20 protein-coding genes are annotated in these 26,845 nt (G+C 38.9%); 18 read left to right on the forward strand and 2 right to left on the reverse strand.

Annotated features, from left to right (window positions below; translation table 11 throughout):
- Positions 1-136, reverse strand: a 136-nt coding sequence (locus D8787_RS08220; protein ID WP_142999115.1) for a helix-turn-helix domain-containing protein, incomplete at its 3' end; no start/stop codon positions are given.
- Positions 137-349: 213 nt separating this feature from the next.
- Here D8787_RS08220 and guaA point away from each other — a divergent pair.
- The 11 genes from guaA to D8787_RS08275 all read left to right on the forward strand — a co-directional run bounded on the left by guaA (position 350) and on the right by D8787_RS08275 (position 10,402).
- On the forward strand, positions 350-1,912 hold the full coding sequence (gene guaA, locus D8787_RS08225) for a glutamine-hydrolyzing GMP synthase (RefSeq protein WP_125422714.1): 1,563 nt from the start codon (positions 350-352) through the stop codon (positions 1,910-1,912).
- Positions 1,913-2,116: 204 nt separating this feature from the next.
- Positions 2,117-3,403, forward strand: a complete 1,287-nt coding sequence (locus tag D8787_RS08230; protein WP_102210931.1) for a peptidase U32 family protein — start codon at positions 2,117-2,119, stop codon at positions 3,401-3,403.
- A 14-nt stretch (positions 3,404-3,417) separates the two neighbouring features.
- Positions 3,418-3,729, forward strand: a complete 312-nt coding sequence (locus D8787_RS08235; protein ID WP_125422719.1) for a CHY zinc finger protein — start codon at positions 3,418-3,420, stop codon at positions 3,727-3,729.
- 346 nt (positions 3,730-4,075) lie between these two features.
- A complete protein-coding gene (locus D8787_RS08240) occupies positions 4,076-4,276 on the forward strand; it encodes a F0F1 ATP synthase subunit C (RefSeq protein WP_001054559.1) in 201 nt (66 codons plus the stop codon).
- Positions 4,277-4,308: 32 nt separating this feature from the next.
- Entirely contained in the window at positions 4,309-5,022 is a 714-nt protein-coding gene (gene atpB, locus D8787_RS08245; protein WP_125422722.1) for a F0F1 ATP synthase subunit A, read from the forward strand.
- 13 nt (positions 5,023-5,035) lie between these two features.
- Complete coding sequence (atpF, locus tag D8787_RS08250; protein ID WP_000558549.1) at positions 5,036-5,530, forward strand: F0F1 ATP synthase subunit B; 495 nt, start codon at positions 5,036-5,038, stop codon at positions 5,528-5,530.
- Positions 5,530-6,066, forward strand: coding sequence for a F0F1 ATP synthase subunit delta (locus tag D8787_RS08255; protein ID WP_049524193.1), 537 nt, complete (start codon positions 5,530-5,532; stop codon positions 6,064-6,066). Before atpF ends, D8787_RS08255 begins: the two co-directional genes overlap by 1 nt.
- Positions 6,067-6,080: 14 nt before the next feature.
- A complete protein-coding gene (gene atpA / locus D8787_RS08260; RefSeq protein ID WP_042900828.1) occupies positions 6,081-7,586 on the forward strand; it encodes a F0F1 ATP synthase subunit alpha in 1,506 nt (501 codons plus the stop codon).
- A gap of 15 nt (positions 7,587-7,601) precedes the next feature.
- Positions 7,602-8,480 carry a F0F1 ATP synthase subunit gamma gene (locus D8787_RS08265; RefSeq protein WP_125422725.1) on the forward strand — a complete coding sequence of 293 codons (879 nt, stop codon included), beginning with the start codon at positions 7,602-7,604 and terminating at the stop codon, positions 8,478-8,480.
- A gap of 85 nt (positions 8,481-8,565) precedes the next feature.
- Positions 8,566-9,972, forward strand: a complete 1,407-nt coding sequence (atpD, locus tag D8787_RS08270) for a F0F1 ATP synthase subunit beta (RefSeq protein ID WP_000094358.1) — start codon at positions 8,566-8,568, stop codon at positions 9,970-9,972.
- A 10-nt stretch (positions 9,973-9,982) separates the two neighbouring features.
- Positions 9,983-10,402 (forward strand): F0F1 ATP synthase subunit epsilon, encoded by a 420-nt coding sequence (locus D8787_RS08275; RefSeq protein WP_042900827.1) that lies wholly within the window; start codon positions 9,983-9,985, stop codon positions 10,400-10,402.
- Positions 10,403-10,446: 44 nt separating this feature from the next.
- On the opposite strand, the gene D8787_RS08280 is transcribed toward D8787_RS08275, so the two are convergent.
- On the reverse strand, positions 10,447-11,460 hold the full coding sequence (locus tag D8787_RS08280; RefSeq protein ID WP_125422728.1) for a lactonase family protein: 1,014 nt from the start codon (positions 11,458-11,460) through the stop codon (positions 10,447-10,449).
- Positions 11,461-11,620: 160 nt separating this feature from the next.
- On the opposite strand from D8787_RS08280, the gene D8787_RS08285 reads away from it, so the two are divergent.
- From D8787_RS08285 to D8787_RS08320, 7 genes are all read left to right on the forward strand, one after another.
- Positions 11,621-13,603 carry a peptide ABC transporter substrate-binding protein gene (locus D8787_RS08285; RefSeq protein ID WP_125422731.1) on the forward strand — a complete coding sequence of 661 codons (1,983 nt, stop codon included), beginning with the start codon at positions 11,621-11,623 and terminating at the stop codon, positions 13,601-13,603.
- Positions 13,604-13,826: 223 nt separating this feature from the next.
- Complete coding sequence (locus D8787_RS08295; RefSeq protein WP_125422734.1) at positions 13,827-14,993, forward strand: AI-2E family transporter; 1,167 nt, start codon at positions 13,827-13,829, stop codon at positions 14,991-14,993.
- Positions 14,983-16,212 carry a tetratricopeptide repeat protein gene (locus tag D8787_RS08300; RefSeq protein ID WP_185776780.1) on the forward strand — a complete coding sequence of 410 codons (1,230 nt, stop codon included), beginning with the start codon at positions 14,983-14,985 and terminating at the stop codon, positions 16,210-16,212. The genes D8787_RS08295 and D8787_RS08300 overlap by 11 nt, the downstream gene beginning before the upstream one ends.
- A 146-nt stretch (positions 16,213-16,358) precedes the next feature.
- A complete protein-coding gene (locus tag D8787_RS08305) occupies positions 16,359-17,000 on the forward strand; it encodes an amino acid ABC transporter permease (RefSeq protein ID WP_102211195.1) in 642 nt (213 codons plus the stop codon).
- Between the two features lie 9 nt (positions 17,001-17,009).
- Complete coding sequence (locus tag D8787_RS08310; RefSeq protein WP_125422737.1) at positions 17,010-17,639, forward strand: amino acid ABC transporter ATP-binding protein; 630 nt, start codon at positions 17,010-17,012, stop codon at positions 17,637-17,639.
- A gap of 12 nt (positions 17,640-17,651) precedes the next feature.
- On the forward strand, positions 17,652-18,488 hold the full coding sequence (locus D8787_RS08315; protein ID WP_102211193.1) for an amino acid ABC transporter substrate-binding protein: 837 nt from the start codon (positions 17,652-17,654) through the stop codon (positions 18,486-18,488).
- A gap of 282 nt (positions 18,489-18,770) precedes the next feature.
- Positions 18,771-26,845: Rib/alpha-like domain-containing protein (locus D8787_RS08320; protein ID WP_125422742.1), on the forward strand; the 8,075-nt coding region annotated here is incomplete at its 3' end.

The raw sequence follows: 26,845 nt of genomic DNA on the forward strand, positions 1-26,845 counted from the left end.
TTCGTTTGACTTCTTTGGAGACAGTAGTTGGGTCTTTTAGAATGGACTGTCCAATAGCTTTGAAGGTTTCACCGCGCTCTAAGCCCAGTTGGATATCATTACGGTCTGAAAGGGTAAGGTGTTTATGTTTTGTCATAGTGAGCCTCATTTCTAACTCAAACGTCTCATACTTAATTCCACCATAAAAATCCGTTTTAGACTAATTTCCACTTCGGCAAGTCAAGTGGAAGTTGCTTTGAGAAGTTACGTCCTAGTTTGCTCTTTGATTTTCATTGAGTATTAGTTGGTAATTCGCCCTTATTTGTGATAGAATATTGGAAAAAGATATTTCTTTTGAGAAAGGAAAAAGATGAGCAACATTTCAACTGATTTGCAAGATGTAGAAAAAATCATCGTATTGGACTATGGTAGCCAATACAACCAGCTGATTTCACGCCGTATCCGTGAGATTGGTGTTTTTTCAGAACTAAAAAGCCATAAAATTTCAGCTGCTGAAGTTCGTGAAATCAATCCTGTAGGAATCATCCTTTCAGGTGGTCCAAACTCTGTATACGAAGATGGTTCATTTGATATTGACCCAGAAATCTTCGAACTTGGAATTCCAATTTTGGGAATCTGTTACGGTATGCAGTTATTAACCCATAAACTTGGAGGAAAAGTTGTTCCTGCAGGTGATGCTGGAAATCGTGAATATGGTCAATCAACTCTAACTCACACACCATCAGCTCTTTTTGAATCAACACCTGATGAGCAGACTGTTTTGATGAGCCATGGTGATGCGGTTACTGAAATTCCTGCTGACTTTGTTCGTACGGGTACATCAGCTGACTGCCCATACGCAGCCATTGAAAACCCAGATAAACACATTTACGGTATCCAATTCCACCCAGAAGTTCGTCATTCTGTATATGGTAATGACATTCTTCGTAACTTTGCTTTTAACATTTGTAAGGCTAAAGGCGACTGGTCAATGGATAACTTCATTGATATGCAGATCCAAAAAATTCGTGAGACCGTCGGTGATAAACGTGTCCTTCTTGGTCTATCAGGTGGAGTTGACTCATCTGTCGTTGGAGTTCTTCTCCAAAAGGCTATTGGCGATCAATTGATCTGTATCTTCGTGGATCATGGTCTTCTTCGTAAAGGTGAAGCGGACCAAGTTATGGACATGCTTGGTGGTAAGTTTGGTTTGAATATCGTCAAAGCAGACGCTGCTAAACGTTTCTTTGACAAACTTGCAGGTGTTTCTGACCCTGAACAAAAACGTAAAATCATCGGTAACGAGTTTGTCTATGTATTTGATGACGAAGCAAGCAAGCTCAAAGATGTAAAATTCCTTGCTCAAGGTACCTTATATACAGATGTTATCGAGTCTGGTACAGATACAGCTCAAACTATCAAGTCACACCACAACGTGGGTGGTCTTCCAGAAGACATGCAATTTGAACTGATTGAACCACTCAACACTCTTTATAAAGACGAAGTTCGTGCCCTTGGTACAGAGCTTGGTATGCCAGACCATATCGTATGGCGCCAACCATTCCCAGGACCAGGACTTGCTATCCGTGTTATGGGTGAAATCACTGAAGAAAAGCTAGAAACAGTTCGTGAGTCAGACGCTATTCTTCGTGAGGAAATTGCTAAAGCAGGTCTTGACCGCGATATCTGGCAATACTTTACAGTTAACACAGGCGTTCGTTCAGTCGGTGTAATGGGTGACGGTCGTACATATGACTACACCATTGCTATCCGCGCTATCACTTCTATCGATGGCATGACAGCTGACTTTGCCAAAATTCCTTGGGAGGTCCTTCAAAAAATCTCAGTACGTATCGTAAACGAAGTGGATCATGTTAACCGTATCGTCTACGATATTACAAGTAAACCACCTGCAACCGTTGAGTGGGAGTAGTTAACTAAGGACTGATTTATGTAGTTTAACGAGCCAGTATCTTTGGGTACTGGTTTTTACTTTATCTGGTTTTTTGACTACTTGTTTCAACTGATAAAAGATTAGAATTGTCAAAACAATTTGTCTAGGCTTGATTTTATGGCTTATTTACTATAAAATGAGAAGGAAAAACGTCAAACTTTTATATTGCAAATAGGAGAAAACATGACAAAAACATTAAAACGTCCTGAGGTTTTATCGCCTGCAGGGACTTTAGAGAAGCTAAAAGTAGCTGTTCAGTATGGGGCAGATGCTGTCTTTATCGGTGGTCAGGCCTATGGTCTTCGTAGCCGTGCTGGAAACTTTACCTTTGAACAGATGGAAGAAGGCGTCCAGTTTGCGGCCAAGTACGGTGCCAAGGTCTATGTGGCTGCCAACATGGTTATGCACGAAGGAAATGAAGAGGGAGCTGGTGAGTGGTTCCGTAAACTGCGTGATATCGGGATTGCAGCAGTTATCGTATCTGACCCAGCCTTGATTATGATTGCAGCGACAGAAGCACCAGGTCTTGAAATTCACCTCTCTACCCAAGCAAGTGCCACTAACTATGAAACTCTTGAGTTCTGGAAGGAACTGGGTTTGACTCGTGTCGTTTTGGCGCGTGAGGTTTCAATGGAAGAATTGGCAGAAATTCGCAAACGTACAGATGTTGAGATTGAAGCCTTTGTCCACGGAGCCATGTGTATTTCTTACTCTGGTCGTTGTACTCTTTCAAATCACATGAGTATGCGTGATGCTAACCGTGGTGGATGTTCTCAGTCTTGTCGTTGGAAGTACGACCTTTACGATATGCCATTCGGGAAAGAACGTAAGAGCTTGAAAGGGGAAATCCCAGAAGAATTTTCAATGTCAGCCGTTGACATGTCCATGATTGACCATATCCCAGATATGATTGAAAACGGTGTGGACAGTCTAAAAATCGAAGGACGTATGAAATCTATTCACTACGTATCAACAGTAACCAACTGCTACAAGGCGGCTGTGGATGCATATCTTGAAAGTCCTGAAAAGTTTGAAGCGATCAAACAAGACTTGGTGGACGAGATGTGGAAGGTTGCCCAACGTGAATTGGCAACAGGTTTCTACTACGGTACACCATCTGAAAATGAGCAGTTGTTTGGTGCTCGCCGTAAAATTCCTGAGTACAAGTTTGTCGCTGAAGTGGTTTCTTATGATGATGCGACACAAACAGCAACTATTCGTCAACGTAACGTCATTAACGAGGGCGACCAAGTTGAGTTTTACGGCCCAGGTTTCCGTCATTTTGAAACTTATATTGAAGATTTGCATGATGCTAAAGGAAATAAGATTGATCGCGCTCCAAATCCAATGGAACTGTTGACTATTAAGGTGCCTCAACCCGTTCAAGCAGGAGACATGGTTCGAGCTCTCAAAGAAGGACTCATCAATCTTTATAAGGAAGATGGAACCAGTGTCACAGTACGTGCTTAAGAAAGGAAAAGGAAATGATAGAGGCACAGGGTTTCTTAGTGGATAAGCAAACAAGATGTATTCATTACCATAGCAAGCTGGATATTATTGCTTTACAATGTTATGACTGTAAAAAGTACTATGCTTGCTATCGGTGTCATGATTCATTAGAAAATCACCTTTTTGAGCCGTATCCCTCATCTTTGATACAGGATAAGCCTATTTTATGTGGTGTTTGTCTAAATCTACTAACATATAAGCAATATAAAGAAAGCTTAAGTTGCCCCTTTTGTTTTTCTCGCTTTAATCCAGGTTGCCAAAATCATAAGGAACGCTATTTTAAATAGCAAATCATCTAGTTTTGAAGTAGCCGAAAACTCAATTCCAAGAGAAAATGAAGTAAATATTTCTATAATAAACTGTATAGTATCAAGTTTTTCAATACTTTATACTATACAGTTTTTTGATTTTCAAGCCTTTTTGCCTAGCATCTTTGCAGTATTTTTCAGAAAGACCTAGATAATGGTTGGATTTATTACAAGTTTTTTACAAAGTTTTCTATATAATAGACTCAAAAATTGTAAAATTGTAAATAATTTTCATTAAACGCTTTCAACGTTATAAAAAAGTTGACAAATCCAATTTTTAGGACTAAACTAAGTAAGTAAATTTTAATTAAAAGGAGAATTCGTCATGAATTTAACATTTTTCGGTCTATGTCTTGCCTGTATGGGTGTGTCTCTTGGTGAGGGTATGTTGATGAATGGTTTGTTGAAATCAGTAGCTCGCCAACCAGATATTATCGCTGAGTTCCGTAGCTTGATGTTTTTAGGGGTTGCCTTTATTGAAGGAACTTTCTTCGTAACTCTTGTCTTCTCATTTATTATTAAATAACGAAATATAAATTGGAGAAGGGAGAATGTTAGATGGAAGAAAGTATCAATCCAACCATCAATATTGGTCCTGTTACCTTTGATTTAACTTTGACAGCCTTGACTTTGCTGTCTGTGTTTCTGATTTTTGCATTTATCTATTGGGCAAGTCGTAATATGACATTGAAACCCAAAGGTAAACAAAATGTACTAGAGTATCTCTATGATTTTGTAATTGGATTTACAGAACCTAACCTTGGTTCCCACTACATAAAAGATTACTCACTCTTTTACTTATGTTTATTTCTTTTTATGGTCATCGCCAATAATCTTGGTTTGATGGCTAAACTTCAAACAACAGATGGGACAAACCTTTGGACATCGCCAACTGCAAATCTTTCCTTTGACCTTGTCTTGTCTTTCTGTATTATTGTGATGGCGCACATTGAGGGGATTCGTCGTCGTGGGATTAAACAATACCTAAAAGGTTTTGTAACTCCTGCATTTATGACACCGATGAATCTACTTGAAGAAGTCACGAATTTCCTTTCTCTTGCTTTGCGGATTTTTGGGAATATCTTTGCAGGTGAAGTAATGACAAGCTTGCTTCTTTTACTTTCACATCAGGCTATTTTTTGGTATCCAATCGCATTTGGGACAAACTTAGTTTGGACTGCATTTTCCGTGTTCATTTCTTGTGTACAGGCTTATGTCTTTACACTATTATCCTCTATGTACCTAGGAAATAAAATTAATGATGGAGAGTAGAAAGGAGTAACTGATGCACGTAACAGTAGGTGAATTAATTGGTAATTTTATTTTAATCGCTGGCTCTTTTATCCTTTTGCTAGTCTTGATTAAAAAATTTGCATGGTCTAATATTACAGGCATTTTCGAAGAAAGAGCTGAAAAAATTGCTTCAGATATTGATAGAGCTGAAGAAGCACGTCAAAAAGCGGAAGTATTGGCTCAAAAACGCGAAGATGAATTAGCTGGTAGCCGTAAAGAAGCTAAGACAATCATTGAGAATGCGAAAGAAACAGCTGAGAAAAGTAAGGCTAGTATTTTAGCAGATGCTAAACTAGAAGCAGGACGCTTAAAAGAAAAAGCAAATCAAGAAATTGCTCAAAACAAAGCTGAAGCTTTACAAAGCGTTAAGGGTGAGGTAGCAGATTTGACAATCAGCTTGGCTGGTAAAATCATCTCACAAAACCTTGACGGTCATGCCCATAAAGAACTCATTGATCAGTATATCGATCAGCTAGGAGAAGCTTAATGGACAAGAAAACAGTAAAGGTAATTGAAAAATACAGCATGCCTTTTGTCCAATTGGTACTTGAAAAAGGAGAAGAAGACCGTATCTTTTCAGACTTGACTCAAATCAAGCAAGTTGCTGAAGAAACAGGTTTACCTTCTTTTTTAAAAAAAGTGGCAGTAGACGAGTCTGATAAGGAAAAAACAATTGCTTTCTTCCAAGACTCTGTGTCACCTTTATTGCAAAACTTGATCCAGGTTCTTGTCTACAATCACAGAGCAAATCTTTTTTATGATGTGCTTGTAGATTGTTTGAACCGACTTGAAAAAGAAACAAATCGATTTGAAGTGACGATTACTTCTGCTCATCCTCTAACTGATGAACAGAAGAGTCGTTTGCTCCCTTTGATTGAGAAAAAAATGTCTCTTAAAGTAAGGAGTGTAAAAGAACAAATCGATGAAAGTCTCATTGGTGGTTTTGTCATTTTTGCCAATCACAAGACAATTGATGTGAGTATTAAACAACAACTTAAAGTTGTTAAAGAAAATTTGAAATAGAAAGTGGTGTTCTTTTGGCAATTAACGCACAAGAAATCAGCGCTTTAATTAAGCAACAAATTGAAAATTTCAAACCCAATTTTGATGTGACTGAAACAGGTGTTGTAACCTATATCGGGGATGGTATCGCGCGTGCTCATGGCCTTGAAAATGCCATGAGTGGAGAGTTGTTGATTTTTGAAAACGGCTCTTATGGTATGGCTCAAAACTTGGAGTCAACAGACGTTGGTATTATCATCCTAGGTGACTTTACAGATATCCGTGAAGGCGATACAATCCGCCGTACAGGTAAAATCATGGAAGTCCCAGTAGGTGAAAGTCTGATTGGTCGTGTTGTGGATCCGCTTGGTCGTCCGGTTGACGGTCTTGGAGAAATCCACACTGATAAAACTCGTCCAGTAGAAGCGCCAGCTCCTGGTGTTATGCAACGTAAGTCTGTATCAGAACCATTGCAAACTGGTTTGAAAGCTATTGACGCCCTTGTACCGATTGGTCGTGGTCAACGTGAGTTGATTATTGGTGACCGTCAGACAGGGAAAACAACCATTGCGATTGATACAATCTTGAACCAAAAAGGTCAAGATATGATCTGTATCTACGTAGCGATTGGACAAAAAGAATCAACAGTTCGTACGCAAGTAGAAACACTACGTCAGTACGGTGCTTTGGACTACACAATCGTTGTGACAGCCTCTGCTTCACAACCATCTCCATTGCTTTTCCTAGCTCCTTATGCTGGAGTTGCCATGGCGGAAGAATTTATGTACCAAGGTAAGCATGTTTTGATCGTTTATGATGATCTTTCAAAACAAGCGGTAGCTTATCGTGAACTGTCTCTCTTGCTTCGCCGTCCTCCAGGTCGTGAAGCCTTCCCAGGGGATGTTTTCTACCTTCACAGCCGTTTGCTTGAGCGCTCAGCTAAAGTTTCTGATGAACTTGGTGGTGGATCAATTACAGCCCTACCATTTATCGAGACACAAGCAGGAGATATCTCTGCCTATATTGCAACCAACGTGATTTCTATCACTGATGGACAAATCTTCCTTGGTGATGGTCTCTTCAATGCGGGTATTCGTCCAGCCATCGATGCGGGTTCATCTGTATCACGTGTAGGTGGTTCTGCACAAATCAAAGCCATGAAGAAGGTTGCAGGTACACTTCGTATCGACCTTGCTTCATACCGTGAGTTGGAAGCCTTCACTAAGTTCGGTTCTGATTTGGATGCGGCAACACAGGCTAAGTTGAATCGTGGACGTCGTACCGTTGAGGTCTTGAAACAACCTGTTCATAAACCATTACCTGTTGAGAAACAAGTAACCATTCTCTATGCTTTGACACATGGTTTCTTGGATACTGTTCCAGTAGATGAAATTGTTCGTTTCGAGGAAGAGTTCCATGCCTTCTTTGACGCTCAACATCCAGAGATTTTGGAAACCATTCGTGATACAAAAGACTTGCCAGAAGAAGCAGTCTTGGATGCTGCGATTACAGAGTTTCTCAATCAAACCAGCTTCCAATAAGAATAGAGGTGTCAGATGGCAGTATCTCTAAATGATATTAAAACAAAAATCGCCTCAACAAAAAATACGAGTCAAATCACTAATGCCATGCAAATGGTTTCGGCTGCTAAGCTAGGTCGCTCTGAAGAAGCTGCTCGTAACTTCCAAGTATACGCTCAAAAAGTTCGCAAGCTCTTGACAGATATCCTTCATGGTAATGGTTCTGGTGGCTCAACCAATCCGATGTTGATTAGCCGTCCAGTTAAGAAGACAGGCTATATCGTCATTACTTCAGATCGCGGTTTGGTTGGAGGTTATAATTCTTCTATTCTGAAAGCCGTTATGGAGTTGAAAGAAGAATACCACCCAGACGGTACAGGTTTTGAAATGATCTGTATCGGTGGAATGGGAGCTGATTTCTTTAAAGCTCGTGGTATTCAACCACTTTATGAACTACGTGGCTTGGCAGACCAACCTAGCTTTGATGAAGTTCGTAAGATTATTTCAAAAACTGTTGAAATGTACCAAAATGAACTTTTTGATGAACTCTATGTCTGCTACAATCACCATGTCAATACGCTAACCAGTCAAATGCGTGTGGAACAAATGCTTCCGATTGTTGACTTGGATCCAAATGAAGCGGATGAAGAGTACAGCTTGACTTTTGAATTGGAAACCAGTCGAGAAGAAATTTTGGAGCAGTTATTGCCTCAGTTTGCAGAGAGTATGATTTACGGTGCTATTATCGATGCCAAGACAGCTGAAAATGCTGCTGGTATGACAGCCATGCAAACAGCGACAGATAATGCTAAAAAAGTCATCAATGATTTGACAATTCAGTATAACCGTGCCAGACAGGCGGCGATTACACAAGAAATTACAGAAATCGTAGCAGGAGCTAGTGCCTTAGAATAAGCACTAGTCCAGCTCATATGAAAATGAACTTAGGACCTAGTTGAGCTAGGAACCGACAGTATCTTATATAGAATAGGAGAAGGAGATGAGTTCAGGTAAAATTGCTCAGGTTATCGGTCCTGTTGTAGACGTCTTGTTTGCAGCAGGGGAAAAACTTCCTGAGATTAACAATGCACTTGTCGTCTACAAAAATGACGAAAGAAAAACAAAAATCGTCCTTGAAGTAGCCTTGGAGTTGGGAGATGGTATGGTTCGTACTATCGCCATGGAATCAACAGATGGGTTGACTCGTGGAATGGAAGTATTGGACACAGGTCGTCCAATCTCTGTACCAGTAGGTAAAGAAACTTTGGGACGTGTCTTCAATGTTTTGGGAGATACCATTGACTTGGAAGCTCCTTTCACAGAAGATGCAGAGCGTCAGCCAATTCATAAAAAAGCTCCAACTTTTGATGAGTTGTCTACCTCTTCTGAAATCCTTGAAACAGGGATTAAGGTTATCGACCTTCTTGCCCCGTACCTAAAAGGTGGTAAGGTTGGACTTTTCGGTGGTGCCGGAGTTGGTAAAACCGTCTTGATTCAAGAATTGATTCACAACATTGCCCAAGAACACGGTGGTATTTCAGTATTTACTGGTGTTGGGGAACGTACTCGTGAGGGGAACGACCTTTACTGGGAAATGAAAGAATCAGGCGTTATCGAGAAAACAGCCATGGTATTTGGTCAGATGAATGAGCCACCAGGAGCACGTATGCGTGTTGCCCTTACTGGTTTGACAATCGCTGAATACTTCCGTGATGTGGAAGGCCAAGACGTGCTTCTCTTTATCGATAATATCTTCCGTTTCACTCAGGCTGGTTCAGAAGTATCTGCCCTTTTGGGTCGTATGCCATCAGCCGTTGGTTATCAACCAACCCTTGCTACGGAAATGGGTCAATTGCAAGAGCGTATTACATCAACTAAGAAGGGTTCTGTAACCTCTATCCAGGCTATCTATGTGCCAGCGGATGACTATACTGACCCAGCGCCAGCAACAGCCTTCGCTCACTTGGATTCAACAACTAACTTGGAACGTAAGTTGGTACAATTGGGTATCTACCCAGCCGTTGACCCACTTGCTTCAAGCTCACGTGCCTTGGCACCTGAAATCGTTGGAGAAGAGCACTATGCAGTTGCTGCTGAAGTAAAACGTGTCCTTCAACGTTACCATGAATTGCAAGATATCATTGCTATCCTTGGTATGGATGAGCTTTCTGATGAAGAAAAGACCTTGGTGGCTCGTGCCCGTCGTATCCAGTTCTTCTTGTCACAAAACTTTAACGTTGCGGAACAATTTACTGGTCAGCCTGGTTCTTATGTTCCAGTTGCTGAAACTGTTCGTGGCTTTAAGGAAATCCTTGATGGTAAACATGATCAGTTACCAGAAGATGCCTTCCGTGGTGTAGGTTCTATCGAAGACGTGATTGCAAAAGCTGAAAAAATGGGATTTTAAGAGGTGATCTATGGCTCAGTTAACTGTCCAGATCGTGACACCAGATGGTCTCGTCTATGATCACCATGCCAGCTATGTATCAGTTCGAACTCTGGATGGTGAGATGGGGATCTTGCCACGACATGAAAATATGATTGCGGTTTTAGCAGTTGATGAAGTAAAGGTGAAACGTATTGATGATGAAGATCACGTGAACTGGATTGCAGTAAACGGAGGCGTTATTGAAATTGCCAATGATATCATTACAATCGTTGCGGATTCTGCAGAACGTGCTCGTGATATCGATGTTAGCCGTGCAGAACGTGCAAAGCTTCGTGCGGAGCGTGAAATCGAAGAAGCTCACGAAAAACACTTGATTGATCAAGAACGTCGTGCTAAGATTGCTTTGCAACGTGCTATTAATCGTATCAATGTCGGAAAAAGACTATAAGAAAAAAATGAACTTGAGTTACCAAGTTCATTTTTTATGTTTTTTTAAGGAGCAAAACTGATGCAGACTGCTTCTGGTACATGGAAGTCGTTAGAAAGTTCTGCTAGACGACCAGTTTCAGGATTACGTTTAAAGACGGTTGCATTGTCAGAGTCTTGATGGACAGCAATAAGGAATTCTTGGTCTGGTGTCAAATCAAAATCACGTGGAGTCTGACCATGTGTTGGAACGATTTCTAACAATTCTAAGCTACCGTCTGCAAGAATTGTATATACTGCGATAGAATCATGGCCACGGTTAGAAGCGTAGAGGTATTTACCGTCTTTAGAGAGACGAATAGCAGCAGTTCCATTAAAGCCGTCATAACCGTCTGGTAGAGTTGAAATGACCTGCATGCGTTCAAATTCGCCAACACCATCGTAGATTAAAACTTCGATAGTGCTATTGAGTTCACAAATGAGATAAGCGATTTTATAGTGATTATGGAAAATGATATGGCGTGATCCTGCTCCTGGCTGGCTGTGATAGGTATAGAGCTTAGATAATTTCCCTTCTTGATTAAGGTCGTAAGTAATAACTTGGTCAGTTCCCAAATCACAAGTCACTAGATAGTGGTCAGGTGTTAAGTCTGTAAAGTGAACATGGGGTGAAGCTTGATTTTCATGTGGACCTTGGCCACTGTGTTGATCCACATCACTAAGTAGAAGACTACCATCTTCCTGACGTTTATAAACAAGGACCTGCCCCTTGTGGTAGTTGGCCGCATAGACTAAATCACGCTTTTCATCAACAGAAACATAACAGTGGGGAGCTCCTTCTTCCACGACATGATTTAATAAGGTTCCATCAGTTTGATAGGCTGCAATGCCCCCCTTGGCATCCTGACTACCAACGGTGTATAGATGTTGCTTCTGGTCAAAAGCAAGATAGGTTGGACTTGGTTCAGGAGCAAAAAGTTTTAGATTTGAAAGCTGCCCAGTTTCTGTATCAAAGTCTGCCTTGTAAATCCCTTGGGAAATACGACGTGTATAAGTTCCAAAATAAACAGTTTCTTTCATGATAATACCTCTTTATAAAGATAAGACTATTATATCACAAAAACTGTAGTTGGAGGAACTCTATAACACATAGATGTGTATAATAAAATATCAAATTTAGCTTGATTTCCTTTTGAAAAGTGCTATAATAATCCTATACAAATTGCAAAGGAGTTTTTTTATGAAAAAACGTGTTTTCTTAGCAGCTGGAGTTGCTGTACTCTCAGCAGCTGTTCTAGCAGCTTGTTCATCTGGTAATGGGAATAAAGAAGCAACTAAACCAGTTACTTATGCCTATGTATTTTCATCAGATCCTGCGAGTCTGGATTATACAGTTGCTGGGCAAAAGTCTACAAAACAGATTACTGGTAATGTCATTGATGGACTACTGGAAAATGATCAATATGGGAATCTAGTACCATCAGTTGCAGAAGATTGGACTGTTTCCAAAGATGGTTTGACTTATACCTATAAAATTCGTAAGGGTATCAAGTGGTATACCAATGAAGGCGAAGAATATGGGGAAGTTAAGGCTCAGGATTTTGTGACTGGTCTAAAACACGCAGCTGACAAGAAATCAGAAGGACTTTATCTTGTACAGGATTCTATTAAAGGATTAGATGACTATGTAAATGGGAAAACAACGGATTTTTCTACTGTTGGTGTAAAAGCAACAGACGATTATACTGTAGTCTATACTTTAAACCATCCAGAATCTTTCTGGAATTCGAAAACAACAATGGGAGTTCTTGCTCCTGTTAGCGAAGACTTTTTAGCTTCTAAAGGAGATGACTTTGGTAAGGCGACTGATGTAACAAGCATTCTATACAATGGGGCTTATCTTCTCACAGGTCTTACATCTAAATCTTCTATTGAAATGACCAAAAACCAAAACTATTGGGATAAACAAAATGTCTTTATTGACGATATTAAGTTGTCTTACTTTGATGGTCAGGATGCAGACTCTCTTGGACGCGGTTTTGATGAAGGAAATTATCCTGCAGCACCTCTCTTTAAAAACTCTGCTAACTATGAACGCTTAAAAGAAAAATACAAAGATAACATTATTTATAGTCAACAACAAGGAACTACTTTCTATATTTCGACTAATATTGACCGTGTTGCTTACAATCATACTGCCAAAACAAGTGATGCAGAAAAAACATCTACTAAGAAGGCCTTGCTGAACAAAGATTTCCGTCAATCCTTGGCTTTTGCTACAGATCGTAAAGCAGGAATCTCTCAAGTATTTGGGGACGAAGTAGCACCGCGTAAATTACGTACAAGTTTAACACCTCCAACATTTGTACAAGTAGGAGAGCAGTCATTTGGGCAAGTAGCTAAGGCAGAATTGGATAAATTAGATGGTGTATGGAAAGATGTCAGTCTTGATGATGCCCAGGATTCACTTCATAATGTAGATAAGGCTAAAGCTAAATTGGAAGCTGCCAAGAAAACTCTTCAAGCTGATGGAGTACAGTTCCCTATTCATTTAGATATTCCAGTATCTTCTACTCGTCCACAGTTTGTGCGTCAATATCAATCTTATAAACAATCTATCGAGGAAGCTCTTGGATCAGATAATGTTATAGTTGATATTCAACAAGTTTCTGATGATGAATTGGCAAGTATGACGGTTCTAGCTACTTCTAATACCAATACTGACTGGGATATTAATGCAAATAGTGGATGGGGGCCTGATTACGCAGATCCATCAACTTATCTAGATATATTTGATCCAACATCTGGACCAAATCTTCTTGGTTCCCTAGGTGTAGTACCAGGTAAAGACAGTTCAGCAATCAAAGCGGTTGGGTTAGATAAGTTTAAAGAGTTAATCACGGATGCTAATAGTGAGAAAACAGATCTTGAAAAACGATATTCTAAATATGCAAAAGCTCAAGCTTGGTTAACAGACAGTGCCTTGGTTATTCCTGCACAGTCAGACGGTGCCCAAATGCTCGTAACGAAGAAAGTTCTAGGTACTGGTGCAGATGGCTGGGTAGGTGATAAGACTGGTGAACTTAGCTATAAATACCTTAAAATCCAAGATAAGATTGTCACTACTAAAGAAATGGATGAGTTCCGCAAGAAATTTGCTGAAGAAAAAGCCAAATCAAACGCAGATTATCAGAAGAACTTAGAACGTCATATTCAAGACTAATCGAATCTCCTCTTTTGAGGGGATTTTTTATGTCTCTGTCTCCATGTAATACTCAATGAAAATCAAAGAGCAAACTAGGAAGCTAGCCGCAGGCTGTACTTGAGTACGGCAAGGCGAAGCTGACGTGGTTTGAATTTGATTTTCGAAGAGTATAAGCACTTAAAAAAAGAGTTATTTTACTTCAAAAATGATATAATGAGAGAACGATAGAAAGGAAGTATTTATGGAACAAAAAGAGAAACATTTTAGCCTATCTTGGTTTTTCAAGTGGTTTTTGGATAACAAGGCCATTACGGTATTTTTGGTAACCTTGTTATTGGGACTGAATCTTTTTATTTTAAGTAAGATTAGTTTTCTATTTTCACCTGTTTTAGACTTTTTAGCAGTTGTGATGTTACCAGTCATTCTGTCTGGCCTGCTATATTATTTATTAAATCCTATTGTTGATTGGATGGAAAAACACAAAGTTAATCGCGTCATAGCCATCACTATTGTCTTTGTCATTATCGCTCTCTTTATTATTTGGGGTTTGGCAGTAGCTATACCAAATCTGCAACGTCAGGTTTTAACCTTTGCAAGGAATGTCCCAATCTACCTTGAAGATGCAGACAGAGTTATTAATGATTTGGTCACCAAGCGTTTGCCAGATGATTTCAGACCTCAGTTAGAGCAAGTTTTAACAAACTTCTCTAGTCAGGCTACAGTTTGGGCAAGTAAGGTTTCATCTCAGGCAGTCAACTGGGTGAGTGCCTTTATTAGCGGGGCTTCTCAAGTAATTGTTGCCTTGATTATCGTTCCTTTCATGCTCTTTTATCTCTTGCGTGATGGGAAAGGCTTGCGTAACTATTTGACTCAATTCATGCCGATGAAATTGAAGGAGCCTGTAGGACAGGTTCTGTCAGATGTGAATCAACAGTTGTCCAACTATGTTCGAGGGCAAGTAACAGTGGCTATTATTGTAGCAGTAATGTTTATCATCTTTTTCAAGATTATCGGTCTACGCTATGCGGTTACGCTGGGTGTTACTGCTGGTATTTTAAATCTGGTTCCTTATCTTGGTAGCTTTCTAGCCATGCTTCCTGCTCTAGTATTGGGCTTGATTGCTGGGCCAGTCATGCTTTTAAAAGTGGTGATTATCTTTATCGTGGAACAAACTATTGAAGGCCGTTTTGTCTCTCCACTGATTTTGGGAAGCCAATTAAACATCCATCCCATTAATGTTCTCTTTGTCCTGTTAACTTCAGGATCCATGTTTGGTATTTGGGGAGTCTTACTCGGTATTCCAGTTTATGCCTCTGCTAAGGTTGTCATTTCAGCAATTTTTGAATGGTATAAGGTAGTCAGTGGCCTATATGAACTAGAGGGAGAGGAAGTCAAGAGTGAACAATAGTCAACAGATGTTACAGGCTTTGGAAGAGCAAGATTTAGTTAAGGCAGAACATTATTTCGTCAAAGCTTTAGAAAATGATCCAAGTGACCTTCTTTATGAGTTAGCCACCTATCTAGAAGGAATTGGTTTCTATCCTCAGGCCAAGGAAATTTACCTGAAAATTGTAGAGGATTTTCCAGAGGTTCATCTTAATCTAGCAGCGATTGCTAGCGAAGATGGTCAAATAGAAGAAGCCTTTACCTACCTAGAGGAAATCCAAGCTGACAGTGACTGGTATGTTTCGGCTTTGGCTCTGAAAGCAGACCTTTACCAGATGGAAGGTTTGACAGATGTGGCGCGTGAAAAACTGCTGGAGGCTTTGACCTACTCAGAAGATCCTCTCTTGATATTGGGATTGGCAGAGTTGGATAGTGAGTTGGAAAATTACCAAGAGGCCATTCAAGGCTATGCCCAGTTAGATAATCGCTCGATTTATGAGCAGACAGGTATTTCCACCTATCAACGGATTGGCTTTGCCTATGCCCAGTTAGGGAAATTTGAAACGGCTACAGAGTTTTTAGAAAAAGCCTTGGAGTTAGAATACGATGACCTTACAGCTTTTGAGTTAGCCAGTCTTTACTTTGACCGAGAAGAATACCAAAAGGCTGTCCTTTACTTTAAGCAGCTTGATACCATTTCTCCTGACTTTGAAGGCTATGAGTATGGCTATAGTCAGGCCTTACATAAGGAACATCAAGTTCAAGAAGCCCTGCTTATCGCTAAGCAAGGCTTGGAGAAAAATCCTTTCGAAACTCGTCTTCTGCTAGCGGCCTCACAATTTTCTTATGAATTGCATGATGCTAGTGGTGCAGAAAATTACCTCCTTACTGCTAAAGAAGATGCAGAGGATACAGAAGAAATTTTGCTTCGTTTGGCAACTATTTATCTAGAGCAGGAGCGTTATGAGGATATTCTAGACTTGCAGAGCGAAGAGCCAGAAAATCTCTTGACCAAGTGGATGATTGCTCGTTCTTATCAAGAAATGGACGCTTTGGATACCGCCTATGAGCATTACCAAGAGTTGACAGGAGATTTGAAGGATAATCCCGAATTTCTGGAACACTATATCTATCTCTTGCGTGAATTGGGCTACTTTGAGGAGGCAAAAGTCAATGCACAAGCTTATTTAAAACTAGTTCCCGATGATGTGCAAATGCAAGAATTGTATGAAAGACTTTAGGAATAAAATGATTTAAAGCTATATCTTATCAATTTTGAAAGATATAGTTTTTATTTTTGTTAACAATGTAATTTTTTTTATAAAAATAGTTGTAATTTAGTTTATGTATGCTATAATAGGGACAATTATTTTAAGGAGGTGTCAGTATGTCTTATTTGTTTGAGATATTACCGAGTTTATTGAGCGGTGCAAGCATGACTTTACAGGTTTTTGCGCTGGTCTTGATTTTTTCTATTCCCTTGGGCGTTTTGATTGCCTTTGCCTTGCAAGTCCATTGGAAGCCCCTCCATCATCTGATTAACATTTATATCTGGATTATGCGGGGGACACCCTTGCTCTTGCAATTGATCTTTATCTATTATGTGCTCCCAAGCATTGGGATTCGTTTGGACCGTCTTCCTGCAGCTATTATTGCCTTTGTTCTCAATTATGCGGCTTACTTTGCTGAAATCTTCCGTGGGGGGATTGATACCATCCCTAAAGGTCAATATGAGGCTGCTAAGGTCTTGAAGTTTAGTCCTTTTGACACAGTGCGCTATATTATTTTGCCTCAGGTAACCAAGATTGTTCTTCCTAGTGTCTTTAATGAGGTCATGAGTTTGGTCAAGGATACGTCTCTGGTCTATGCTCTAGGAATTTCAGACCTTATCTTGGCTAGTCGAACAGCTGCCAACCGTGATGCCAGCCTGGTTCCGATGTTCTTGGCAGGAGCCATTTACTTGATTTTAATTGGGATTGTGACAATCATTTCCAAAAAAGTTGAGAAGAAGTACAGTTATTATAGATAGGAGGTTGACATGTTAGAATTACGAAATATCAATAAGAAATTCGGAGACAAACGAATCCTGTCTGATTTCAGTCTAAATATTCCTGAAAAGCAAATCCTAGCTATCGTTGGGCCTTCTGGCGGAGGTAAGACGACTCTCTTACGCATGCTTGCAGGTCTTGAAACCATCGATTCAGGGCAAATCTTTTATAATGGAGAATCTTTAGAATTGGATGAACTGGAGAAGCGAAATCTACTGGGATTTGTATTCCAAGATTTTCAACTTTTCCCTCATTTGTCAGTTTTAGACAATTTGACCTTATCGCCTGTGAAAACAATGGGAATGAAGCAGGATGAGGCAGAGAAGAAGGCGCGTGGACTCTTGGAACAGTTAGGGTTAGCAGGGCACGCAGATGCTTATCCATTCTCACTATCAGGTGGGCAAAAACAGCGGGTGGCTTTGGCGCGTGCTATGATGATTGACCCAGAAATCATTGGTTACGATGAACCAACTTCTGCACTGGATCCAGAATTACGCTTGGAAGTGGAAAAACTAATCTTGCAAAATAGAGAACTTGGCATGACCCAGATTGTGGTTACCCATGATTTACAGTTTGCGGAAAATATTGCAGATGTATTATTAAAAGTAGAACCTAAATAGGAGGAAAAAGTGATGAAAAAATTGATGCTTATATTAGTCAGTCTAATGACTGCTTTGTTCTTAGTAGCTTGTGGGAAAAATGCTAGTGAAACTAGTGGAGATAATTGGTCTAAGTACGAGTCTAACAAGTCTATTACTATTGGATTTGATAGTACTTTTGTTCCAATGGGATTTGCTCAGAAAGATGGTTCCTATGCAGGATTTGATATTGATTTAGCTACAGCTGTTTTTGAAAAATATGGCATTACGGTAAATTGGCAACCGATTGATTGGGATTTGAAAGAAGCTGAATTGACAAAAGGAACAATTGATTTGATTTGGAATGGTTATTCTGCTACAGATGAACGCCGTGAAAAGGTAGCATTCAGTAACTCATATATGAAGAATGAGCAGGTATTGGTGACTAAGAAATCTTCAGGTATCACGACTGCAAAGGATATGGCTGGAAAGACATTAGGAGCTCAAGCTGGTTCATCTGGTTATGAGGATTTTGAAGCAAATCCAGCGATTTTGAAGGATATTGTTGCTAATAATAAAGCGAATCAATACCAAACCTTTAATGAAGCCTTGATTGATTTGAAAAACGATCGAATTGATGGTCTATTAATTGATCGTGTCTATGCAAACTATTATTTAGAAGCAGAAGGCGTTTTAAACGATTATAATGTCTTTACAGTTGGACTAGAAACAGAAGATTTTGCGGTTGGAGCACGTAAGGAAGATACAACTCTGGTTAAAAAGATAAATGAAGGATTTTCTAATCTTTATAAGGATGGTAAGTTCCAAGAAATTAGCAAAAAATGGTTTGGTGATGATGTAGCAACCAAAGAAGTGAAGGAAGAAAAATAAAATAGATAAAAAAGTCTAGTTTTACCATTTTAAACTAGGCTTTTTTTATAAAAAACATCAACAATATAGACATTATTTATATTTTAAATATATTATAACTAACAATCTGATGGGATTAATATATTATCTTTTGGAAAACCGAAATACTTGATTTATAAAGGATTAAAGGGTATAATCTTGATGAGAACCTTTAAATATACAAATATATTTGAGGGGGGGCTTGTTGTTTTTAGCCTTCCTATATATATTAACTGACATTTGTCAGAAAAAAGGAGTAAGGGAATGTTTAAACCCAAAGGGCGTCATGTTCGCCAATCGCAAGTGGAGAAATTCACACGTTACAGTATTCGTAAGGTTAGTTTCGGTGCGGCTAGTGTAGCTGTAGCTACTGGATTGTTTTTCCTTGGTGGAGGAAGTGTTCAAGCGGCTGAACAAGCAACTAATCCAGAAACTAGAGAAGTTCAAAATCCTCAAAATCTAAATGATAAGTCCCCGGAACCCTCTAAGGAAGTTGTTGGACAAGCATCTGCTACTGATAAAGCGACCGATGGACAACAAACTAGTTCTGCTAAAGAGTCTGCGACTAACACACAAGCAAGTCCAGTTGAAACTCCAAATGTAGTGACAGAAAAAGTTGCTATTAATACCGCATCATTAGAAGATTTAGTTGCTAAAGTTGAAAGTCGATTGAGTCAATTAACCGAAGGCAAGAAAACAAAATCAGTCATTGATGATGCTAAAAACTTGGTTAATAAAGCAAAAGAGCTTTTGAACGATGATACAAAAACACAGGTAAAAGTTAATGCATTGGCTAAACAACTTTCAAGTAACCTTGTCATTTTAAACAGTATCAAATCAGAAGCAACAAAAGTAAACAAAAACCAAGATCCAAGAAATGGACAAGCTATTCTAGGAAAAGGTGAGAGTGGGTTTAGAGATACAGGTACGGTTGCAGATGGTACTGAAAATCCTGTTGCTGTAAATACGAATGATATTACACAAAAAGCTTCTGAATTAGAGGCGGAAATCGCAAAAGTTGAATCTTTAATCTCTGCTGAAAATGCTAAAGGAGAAGGGCAAACAGATAAAGAGTTCGTAGGAATACTAACACAGGTAAAAGAGTCTGCACAAGCTGTTAGAAATAAAGGGAACAACATCCCAACAACAGAAAAAGAAAAGCATGCACTTTTACAAGAGTTAAAAGATAAAGTAGATTTATTGAAACTATACCAAGCTAAAAAATTAGATTGGGGAGCACCAGCCAATAATCACTTAGCAAATTATGGGAATAATCCATCTGATGCAGTAATTAGTAATTTAAATGATACTTTTGGAACGCCTGACTTTTCAAATGCTACATCACATACAAAACGTGCAGAAAATCAAGCTTCTGGTATACGTGGTGCTATTAATTTGGGTTCAGCAACTTATCATTGGAAACAAAAAGAAATAACGGTTGATGAAGCCAAAGCAGGAGCTTTGGGCGGCTGGAAGATTGTTGATAAAGAAGGTGCAAACACCGTAAATATTGTTAAACCAGAAGCACCTACTGATATAGAATATAAAGAAGGACAATCAGCAACCACATATGCACCAAAACCAGCAAAAGTTTATGATAATAACGGTCATGTTACTGCTACTGGTGGTCAAGGCAGACCAAACGCTGGTGGTGGAGTACTAAGATATATGATTAGTACTGATCGTTTGGGAAATGGAAGTATAGGAAAAGTTAATAAAGATTATTATGTAGAATTAAAAAAACAAGGAACAACTATCTATAAAGATTTCGACGTAAACCCTAACTCTCATTTGTATGCTAATCTTGTCTTTTCTAGTGCGTATGGAGAAATGGGTCTTTCATCTGAAGGTGAAAAAATAAAAATGAGAATAGTGGATGCCTATACTGGCCAACCGCTATCAGAATTAACTAGAAAAGATGGAAAAGCTTCAGATACAGAATTTATTGGAAAACCTGGATCAGATTCGGATGGTTTTGCTGCATTATGGCGTGTAGTAAAAGTGCCTGAAGGGACGACTAAGGTACGTGTATTTGTAGAAGCAGGAGATCAGCCAACAACTTCTGGCTACTTGAATGGTCATAAGGTTGAAGATGGATATATAGTTGCAGGACTAGGATTAACTCCAGGACCAGCACTGACTTTAACGACGACAGTTGTTTCAGGTAGAGATAAAGAAGCATATGGTTATACAGAGGACTCTATTTATAAAAATGCTCAAAAAGGAACGTTTAATGTAACGCTAAGTAATAATGGTGGAGTAGGAGTAGTATATCAGACTAAGTATGAAGTTACGTTGAAAGTTCCTAAAGGTGTTAAGTTAGGTACATTACAAGGGACAGACTTAAATGAAGTAAATGGCAAAAGTTTATTTGCTCCAAGTTATACTTATGACTTTAAATATAACAAAGATACACGAGAACTTACTTTTAAAATTGATTTACCAAAACGAGATATTAATCCAACAAGTGGTAAATCCAACACTGTTACGATCCCATTTGAAGTAACGCCTGATTTTGTCGGGGAAGCAACATTTGAGGTAGTAGGGAAAAATGGATTTGGAGGAAAAGATAAATTAGGAAATATGATCTTACCGTATGGAATAGTTGGTGCGGATAGATATAATACTCCAGTGAATGTAAATGCTAATAGTTTAGAAACTTCCGATAATCCAGACTATAAATATAATCGTAGTATTTATATTGATTCTATGACAGGAAATAGCACTATAACTGTACCAGTTGGAACAACTTTTGAAAAAGCAAAAGAAGCAGCAACAGTAAGTGCTGAAGAATTACTAAATTCAGAAGCTTATAGAGAAAAATTAGCAACATTAAAAGCTACTGCTGCTCTAAATTTAAGTGAAACAAGTTTAATTGCAATGGTACAAGGTTATTCTACAGCTGCTGTAAAAGAAAATAGTGGAACTCTAAAAGTACCAGTTATTCACACTGTTGGAAGTAAGAAATTTAATAATCAAATAGACATTAATGTGAATGTAGTGGCATCTACTAAGCAACAGAAAGTTGTTTTTGAAGGAGATACAATCCAAAATGATGATATTAAGGGGAAAATAACTCCTGCTACAATTCCTGGATATACAGCTACAACAAATAATGTTCAAAATATGCCTACAACAACTGGTAAAGCTGGACAAATTATTAATGTTGAAACAACAGTATCTTATACGAAGGGAAATGTTGTACTTCCTGAAACAGTAACAGTTCCTGTGTTGGTCTTACCAAAAGCAACAGGTAATGTAGAAGTAATTAAAGGTGCAACTGTTGATAAAGTAAAAGAAGTAGCGAAAGCAAAAGCGACAGAAGTAGCAACATCAGCTGACTTCAAAGCTAAATTACCAGAAGGTTCTAAAGATGTAGTGATTGGTGAGATTACAGAAGAAGTTTTAGCAACAATGACTGCAGAAAAAGGAACAAACAAAGGAATCGTTAAAGTTCCAGTAACTTATTCAGTAGATGGAACAACTTATACAAAAGATGCAGAAATTACGGTTAATGTATTAGGTTCAGAGCCAAAAACAGTTTACACTGTAGAAGGCACAAAACCAGATGCTGAGAAAGTTAAGAATGCTGTAACACCAGGTACTGGAGGAACAGTTAACGCTCCATCAGAAGCAGGATTACCAGAAACAACAGGTAAAGTAGGAGCAAAAGATGTAACTGTACCAACAACAGTAACATATCCAACAGGAGATGAAACTGTAAATGTACCAGTTGAAGTATTACCAAAAGCAACACCAGAAAAAGTAACAACATTAAAAGATACAACTGGTGACACCCTAACAACAGCAGTGAAAGAAAAAGCACAAGCTGCACTAGGTAAATTGACTTTACCATCAGGAGTTACAGTAGAACTAAATCCAAATCAAACATATGCTGTTCTATCAACTGATTCAAATGGTGATAAAGATAATGTACCAGTAAAAGTACAATATAAAGACGCAACAGGTACAGTAGTAGCAGAAGATACAATTAATGTACCAGTAACAGTAGTAAGCTCAACACCAAGTAAAGTTGTAGTATTCGAAGGTGATGAAGTAACCGCTGATGCAGTTAAAGGTGCAGTTACACCAGGAACTGATGGAACAAAGGGTACTCCTGTAATTCCAACTGATTTAACAAAACAATCAGGTGAAAAAGAAGTAACATTACCAGTAGCTTACGACGGAATCACAGATCCGGAACAAGTGAAAGTTCCAGTAACAGTATTACCAAAAGCAACTGGTGAGGTAGAAGTACCTAAAGGGGCAACCGTAGATAAAGTTAAAGAAGTTGCTAAAGCAAAAGCAACAGCATTAGTAGAAGCAGCTGACTTCAAAGGAAAATTACCTACAGGAGCAACAGTAACAGTTGGTGATATTACAGAAGAAGTATTAGCGACAATAACTGCAGAAAAAGGTACAAACAAGGGTGTTGTAAATGTTCCAGCAATATATACAGTTGATGGAAAAACATACAATACAACAGTACCAGTAACAATCAATGTATTAGGTTCAGAACCGAAAACAGTCTACACTGTAGAAGGCAAAAAACCAGACGCTGAGAAAGTTAAGAATGCCGTAACACCAGGTACAGGAGGAACAGTAAACGCTCCATCAGAAGCAGGATTACCAGACACAACAGGTAAAGTAGGAGCAAAAGATGTAACTGTACCAACAACAGTAACATATCCAACAGGAGATGAAACTGTAAATGTACCAGTTGAAGTGTTACCAAAAGCAACACCAGAAAAAGTAACAACATTAAAAGATACAACTAGTGAAAACTTAACAACGGCTGTAAAAGAAAAAGCACAAGCTGCACTAGGTAAACTAACATTACCATCAGGAGTTACAGTAGAATTAGATCCAAATCAAACATATACTGTTCCAGCAACAGATTCTAATGGTGATAAAGATAATGTACCAGTAAAAGTACAATATAAAGACGCTACAGGTACAGTAGTAGCAGAAGATACAATTAATGTACCAGTAACAGTAGTAAGCTCAACACCAAGTAAAATCGTTGTTTTCGAAGGTGAAAAACCAACGGCGGATCAAGCGAAAGAGGCTGTAACACCAGGAACAGATGGAACAAAAGGTGAACCAACAACATTACCAGAAACAACAGGTAAAGCAGGAGCAACAGATGTTAAAGTTGACGTACCAGTAACATATGACAATGGAAAATTAACAGAAACAGTAAGTGTTCCAGTAACAGTTTTACCAAAACCAGAAGCAGATGAAATTCTTGTTCCTAAAAATGGTGATAAAGAAAAAGCAAAAGAAAAAGTACTTGCTCAAGCGAAAAAATCAATCGAAGATGCAACATTTAAAGGTAAATTACCTCAAGGTGCAACCGTTACTGTTGATGAAACAGCTACAGTAACAGTTCCAGACTTAACAGAAGATACTGAAGTAGAAGTGACTGTTAAATACACTGTAGATGGTCAAGACAAAACAACAACTGTTAAAGTCCCAGTTACAGTAGTTGAAGGTGTACCACAAATTGTTCCAGTGGATGAAGGTAAGAAACAACCATCACCTGAAGATAGTATTGATTCGAATGATTACCCAGATGATGCAACATTTGAGTACAAAGAAGAAGTAGATACATCTACACCGGGTGATAAGAAAGTTACCGTTGTTGTGAAACAAGGGGATAAGGTACTTGTTGAAGTTCCAGCAACTGTACGTGTTGTAGGTAGCACGCCACAATTTGTGGTAGCAGATCCAGCTAAGAAACAACCAGAGGTAAAAGACAGTATCACTCCAGGAGACTATCCAGAAGGAACAACATTTGAGTACAAGACACCAGTAGATACAACAACTGCAGGAGAAAAAGATGTAACTGTTGTAGCTAAGCTAAATGGTCAACCAATTGCAGAAGTTCCTGCAAAAGTAGTGGTAGTAGATCCTAAGACACAATACGTAGTAGTAGATCCAAGCAAACCACAACCAGATGCATCTAAGAGCATTGATCCAGAACAATATCCAGATGGAACAACATTTGAATACAAGACTCCAGTAGACACAACAACTCCAGGCGAAAAAGATGTGGTTGTTGTTGCGAAAAATGGAGAAGATAAACTTGTAGAAGTACCAACAAAAGTGAAGGTTGTTCAAGGAAATCCACAAATTGTTCCAGTAGATGAAGGTAAGAAACAGCCATCACCTGAAGATAGTATTGATCCGAATGATTACCCAGATGATGCAACATTTGAGTACAAAGAAGAGGTAGATACATCTACACCAGGTGATAAGAAAGTTACTGTTGTTGTGAAACAAGGAGATAAGGTACTTGTTGAAGTGCCATCTACAGTACGTGTAGTAGGTAGCACACTACAATTTGTAGTAGCAGATCCAACTAAGAAACAACCAGAGGTAAAAGACAGTATCACTCCAGGAGACTATCCAGAAGGAACAACATTTGAGTACAAGACACCAGTAGATACAACAACTGCAGGAGAAAAAGATGTAACAGTTGTAGCGAAGTTAAATGGACAACCAATTGCAGAAGTTCCTGCAAAAGTAGTGGTAGTAGATCCTAAGACACAATACGTAGTAGCAGATCCAAGCAAACCACAACCAGATGCATCTAAGAGTATTGATCCAGAACAATACCCAGATGGCACAACATTTGAGTACAAGACTCCAGTGGACACAACAACTCCAGGAGAAAAAGATGTAGTTGTCGTTGCGAAAGATGGAGAAGATAAACTTGTTGAAGTACCAACAAAAGTGAAGGTCGTACAAGGAAATCCACAAATCGTTCCAGTGGATGAAGGTAAGAAACAACCATCTCCTGAAGATAGTATTGATTTGAATGATTACCCAGATGATGCAACATTTGAGTACAAAGAAGAAGTAGATACATCTACACCAGGTGATAAGAAAGTTACTGTTGTTGTGAAACAAGGGGATAAGGTATTAGTTGAAGTGCCATCTACAGTACGTGTAGTGGAAAGTTATCCTAAATACGTACCAGTAGATCCAACTAAGAAACAACCAGATCCGAAAGATAACATTAATCCGAATGACTTCCCAACTGGAACAACATTTGAATACAAAGACAATACACCAGTAGATACAACAACACCAGGTGAAAAACCTGTAACGGTAGTAGCGAAATTAGACGGGCAACCAATTACAGAAATTCCAGCTAAGATTGTTGTTGTAGAACCTAAGACACAATACGTAGTAGCAGATCCAAGCAAACCACAACCAGATGCATCTAAGAGTATTGATCCAGAACAATACCCAGATGGCACAACATTTGAGTACAAGACTCCAGAAGGACAAACAACTCCATATGATGGATCAACACCAGGTGAAAAAGACGTTACTGTAGTCGTGAAAGATTCAGATGGAGATACACTTGTAGAAGTACCTGCGAAGATTAAAGTCGTTCAAGGTAAAGAACAATTAACTCCAGTGAATGCTGAAGATAAAGATAAACCTAAAGCTGAAGATAGTATCACACCAAGTGACTATCCAGAAGGATCAACATTCGAATACAAAGTTCCAGAAGGACAAACAACTCCATATGATGGAACAACACCAGGAGATAAACCAGTTACAGTAGTTGTAAAAGATAAAGATGGAAAAGTGTTAGTTGAAGTTCCAGCGACTATTAAAGTAGTTGAAACAAAACCAACACCGATTGAAACACCAGTAACAAACACTCCTTTGACTGAAGACGATTATACAAAAGGAATGAAGATTCCAGAAGGTGGTAAGGTTACTAAGGTTGAAAATATTCCAGACTTAACAACGCCAGGTAAGAAAGATCCAGTTAAGGTAACGATTGAATTGCCAAATGGCAAAGTGATTACAGTTGATATTCCAGTCACTGTAACTCCAGTTAAGGAAATTGAAACACCAGTAACAAGCACACCGTTAACCCCAGAGGATTACACAAAAGGAATTACGATTCCAGAAGGTGGTAAGGTTACTAAGGTTGAAAATATTCCAGACTTAACAACGCCAGGTAAGAAAGATCCAGTTAAGGTAACGATTGAATTGCCAAATGGCAAAGTGATTACAGTTGATATTCCAGTAACTGTAACTCCAGTTAAGGAAATTGAAACACCAGTAACAAGCACACCTTTAACCCCAGAGGATTACACAAAAGGAATGAAGATTCCAGAAGGTGGTAAAGTAACGAATGTTGCAAACATTCCCGACTTAACAACGCCAGGTAAGAAAGATCCAGTTAAGGTAACGATTGAATTGCCAAATGGCAAAGTGATTACAGTTGATATTCCAGTCACTGTTACTCCAGTTAAGGAAATTGAAACACCAGTAACAAGCACACCGTTAACTCCAGAGGATTACACAAA

This window comes from Streptococcus mitis, from assembly GCF_003944325.1.
GTDB lineage: Bacteria > Bacillota > Bacilli > Lactobacillales > Streptococcaceae > Streptococcus > Streptococcus mitis_CW.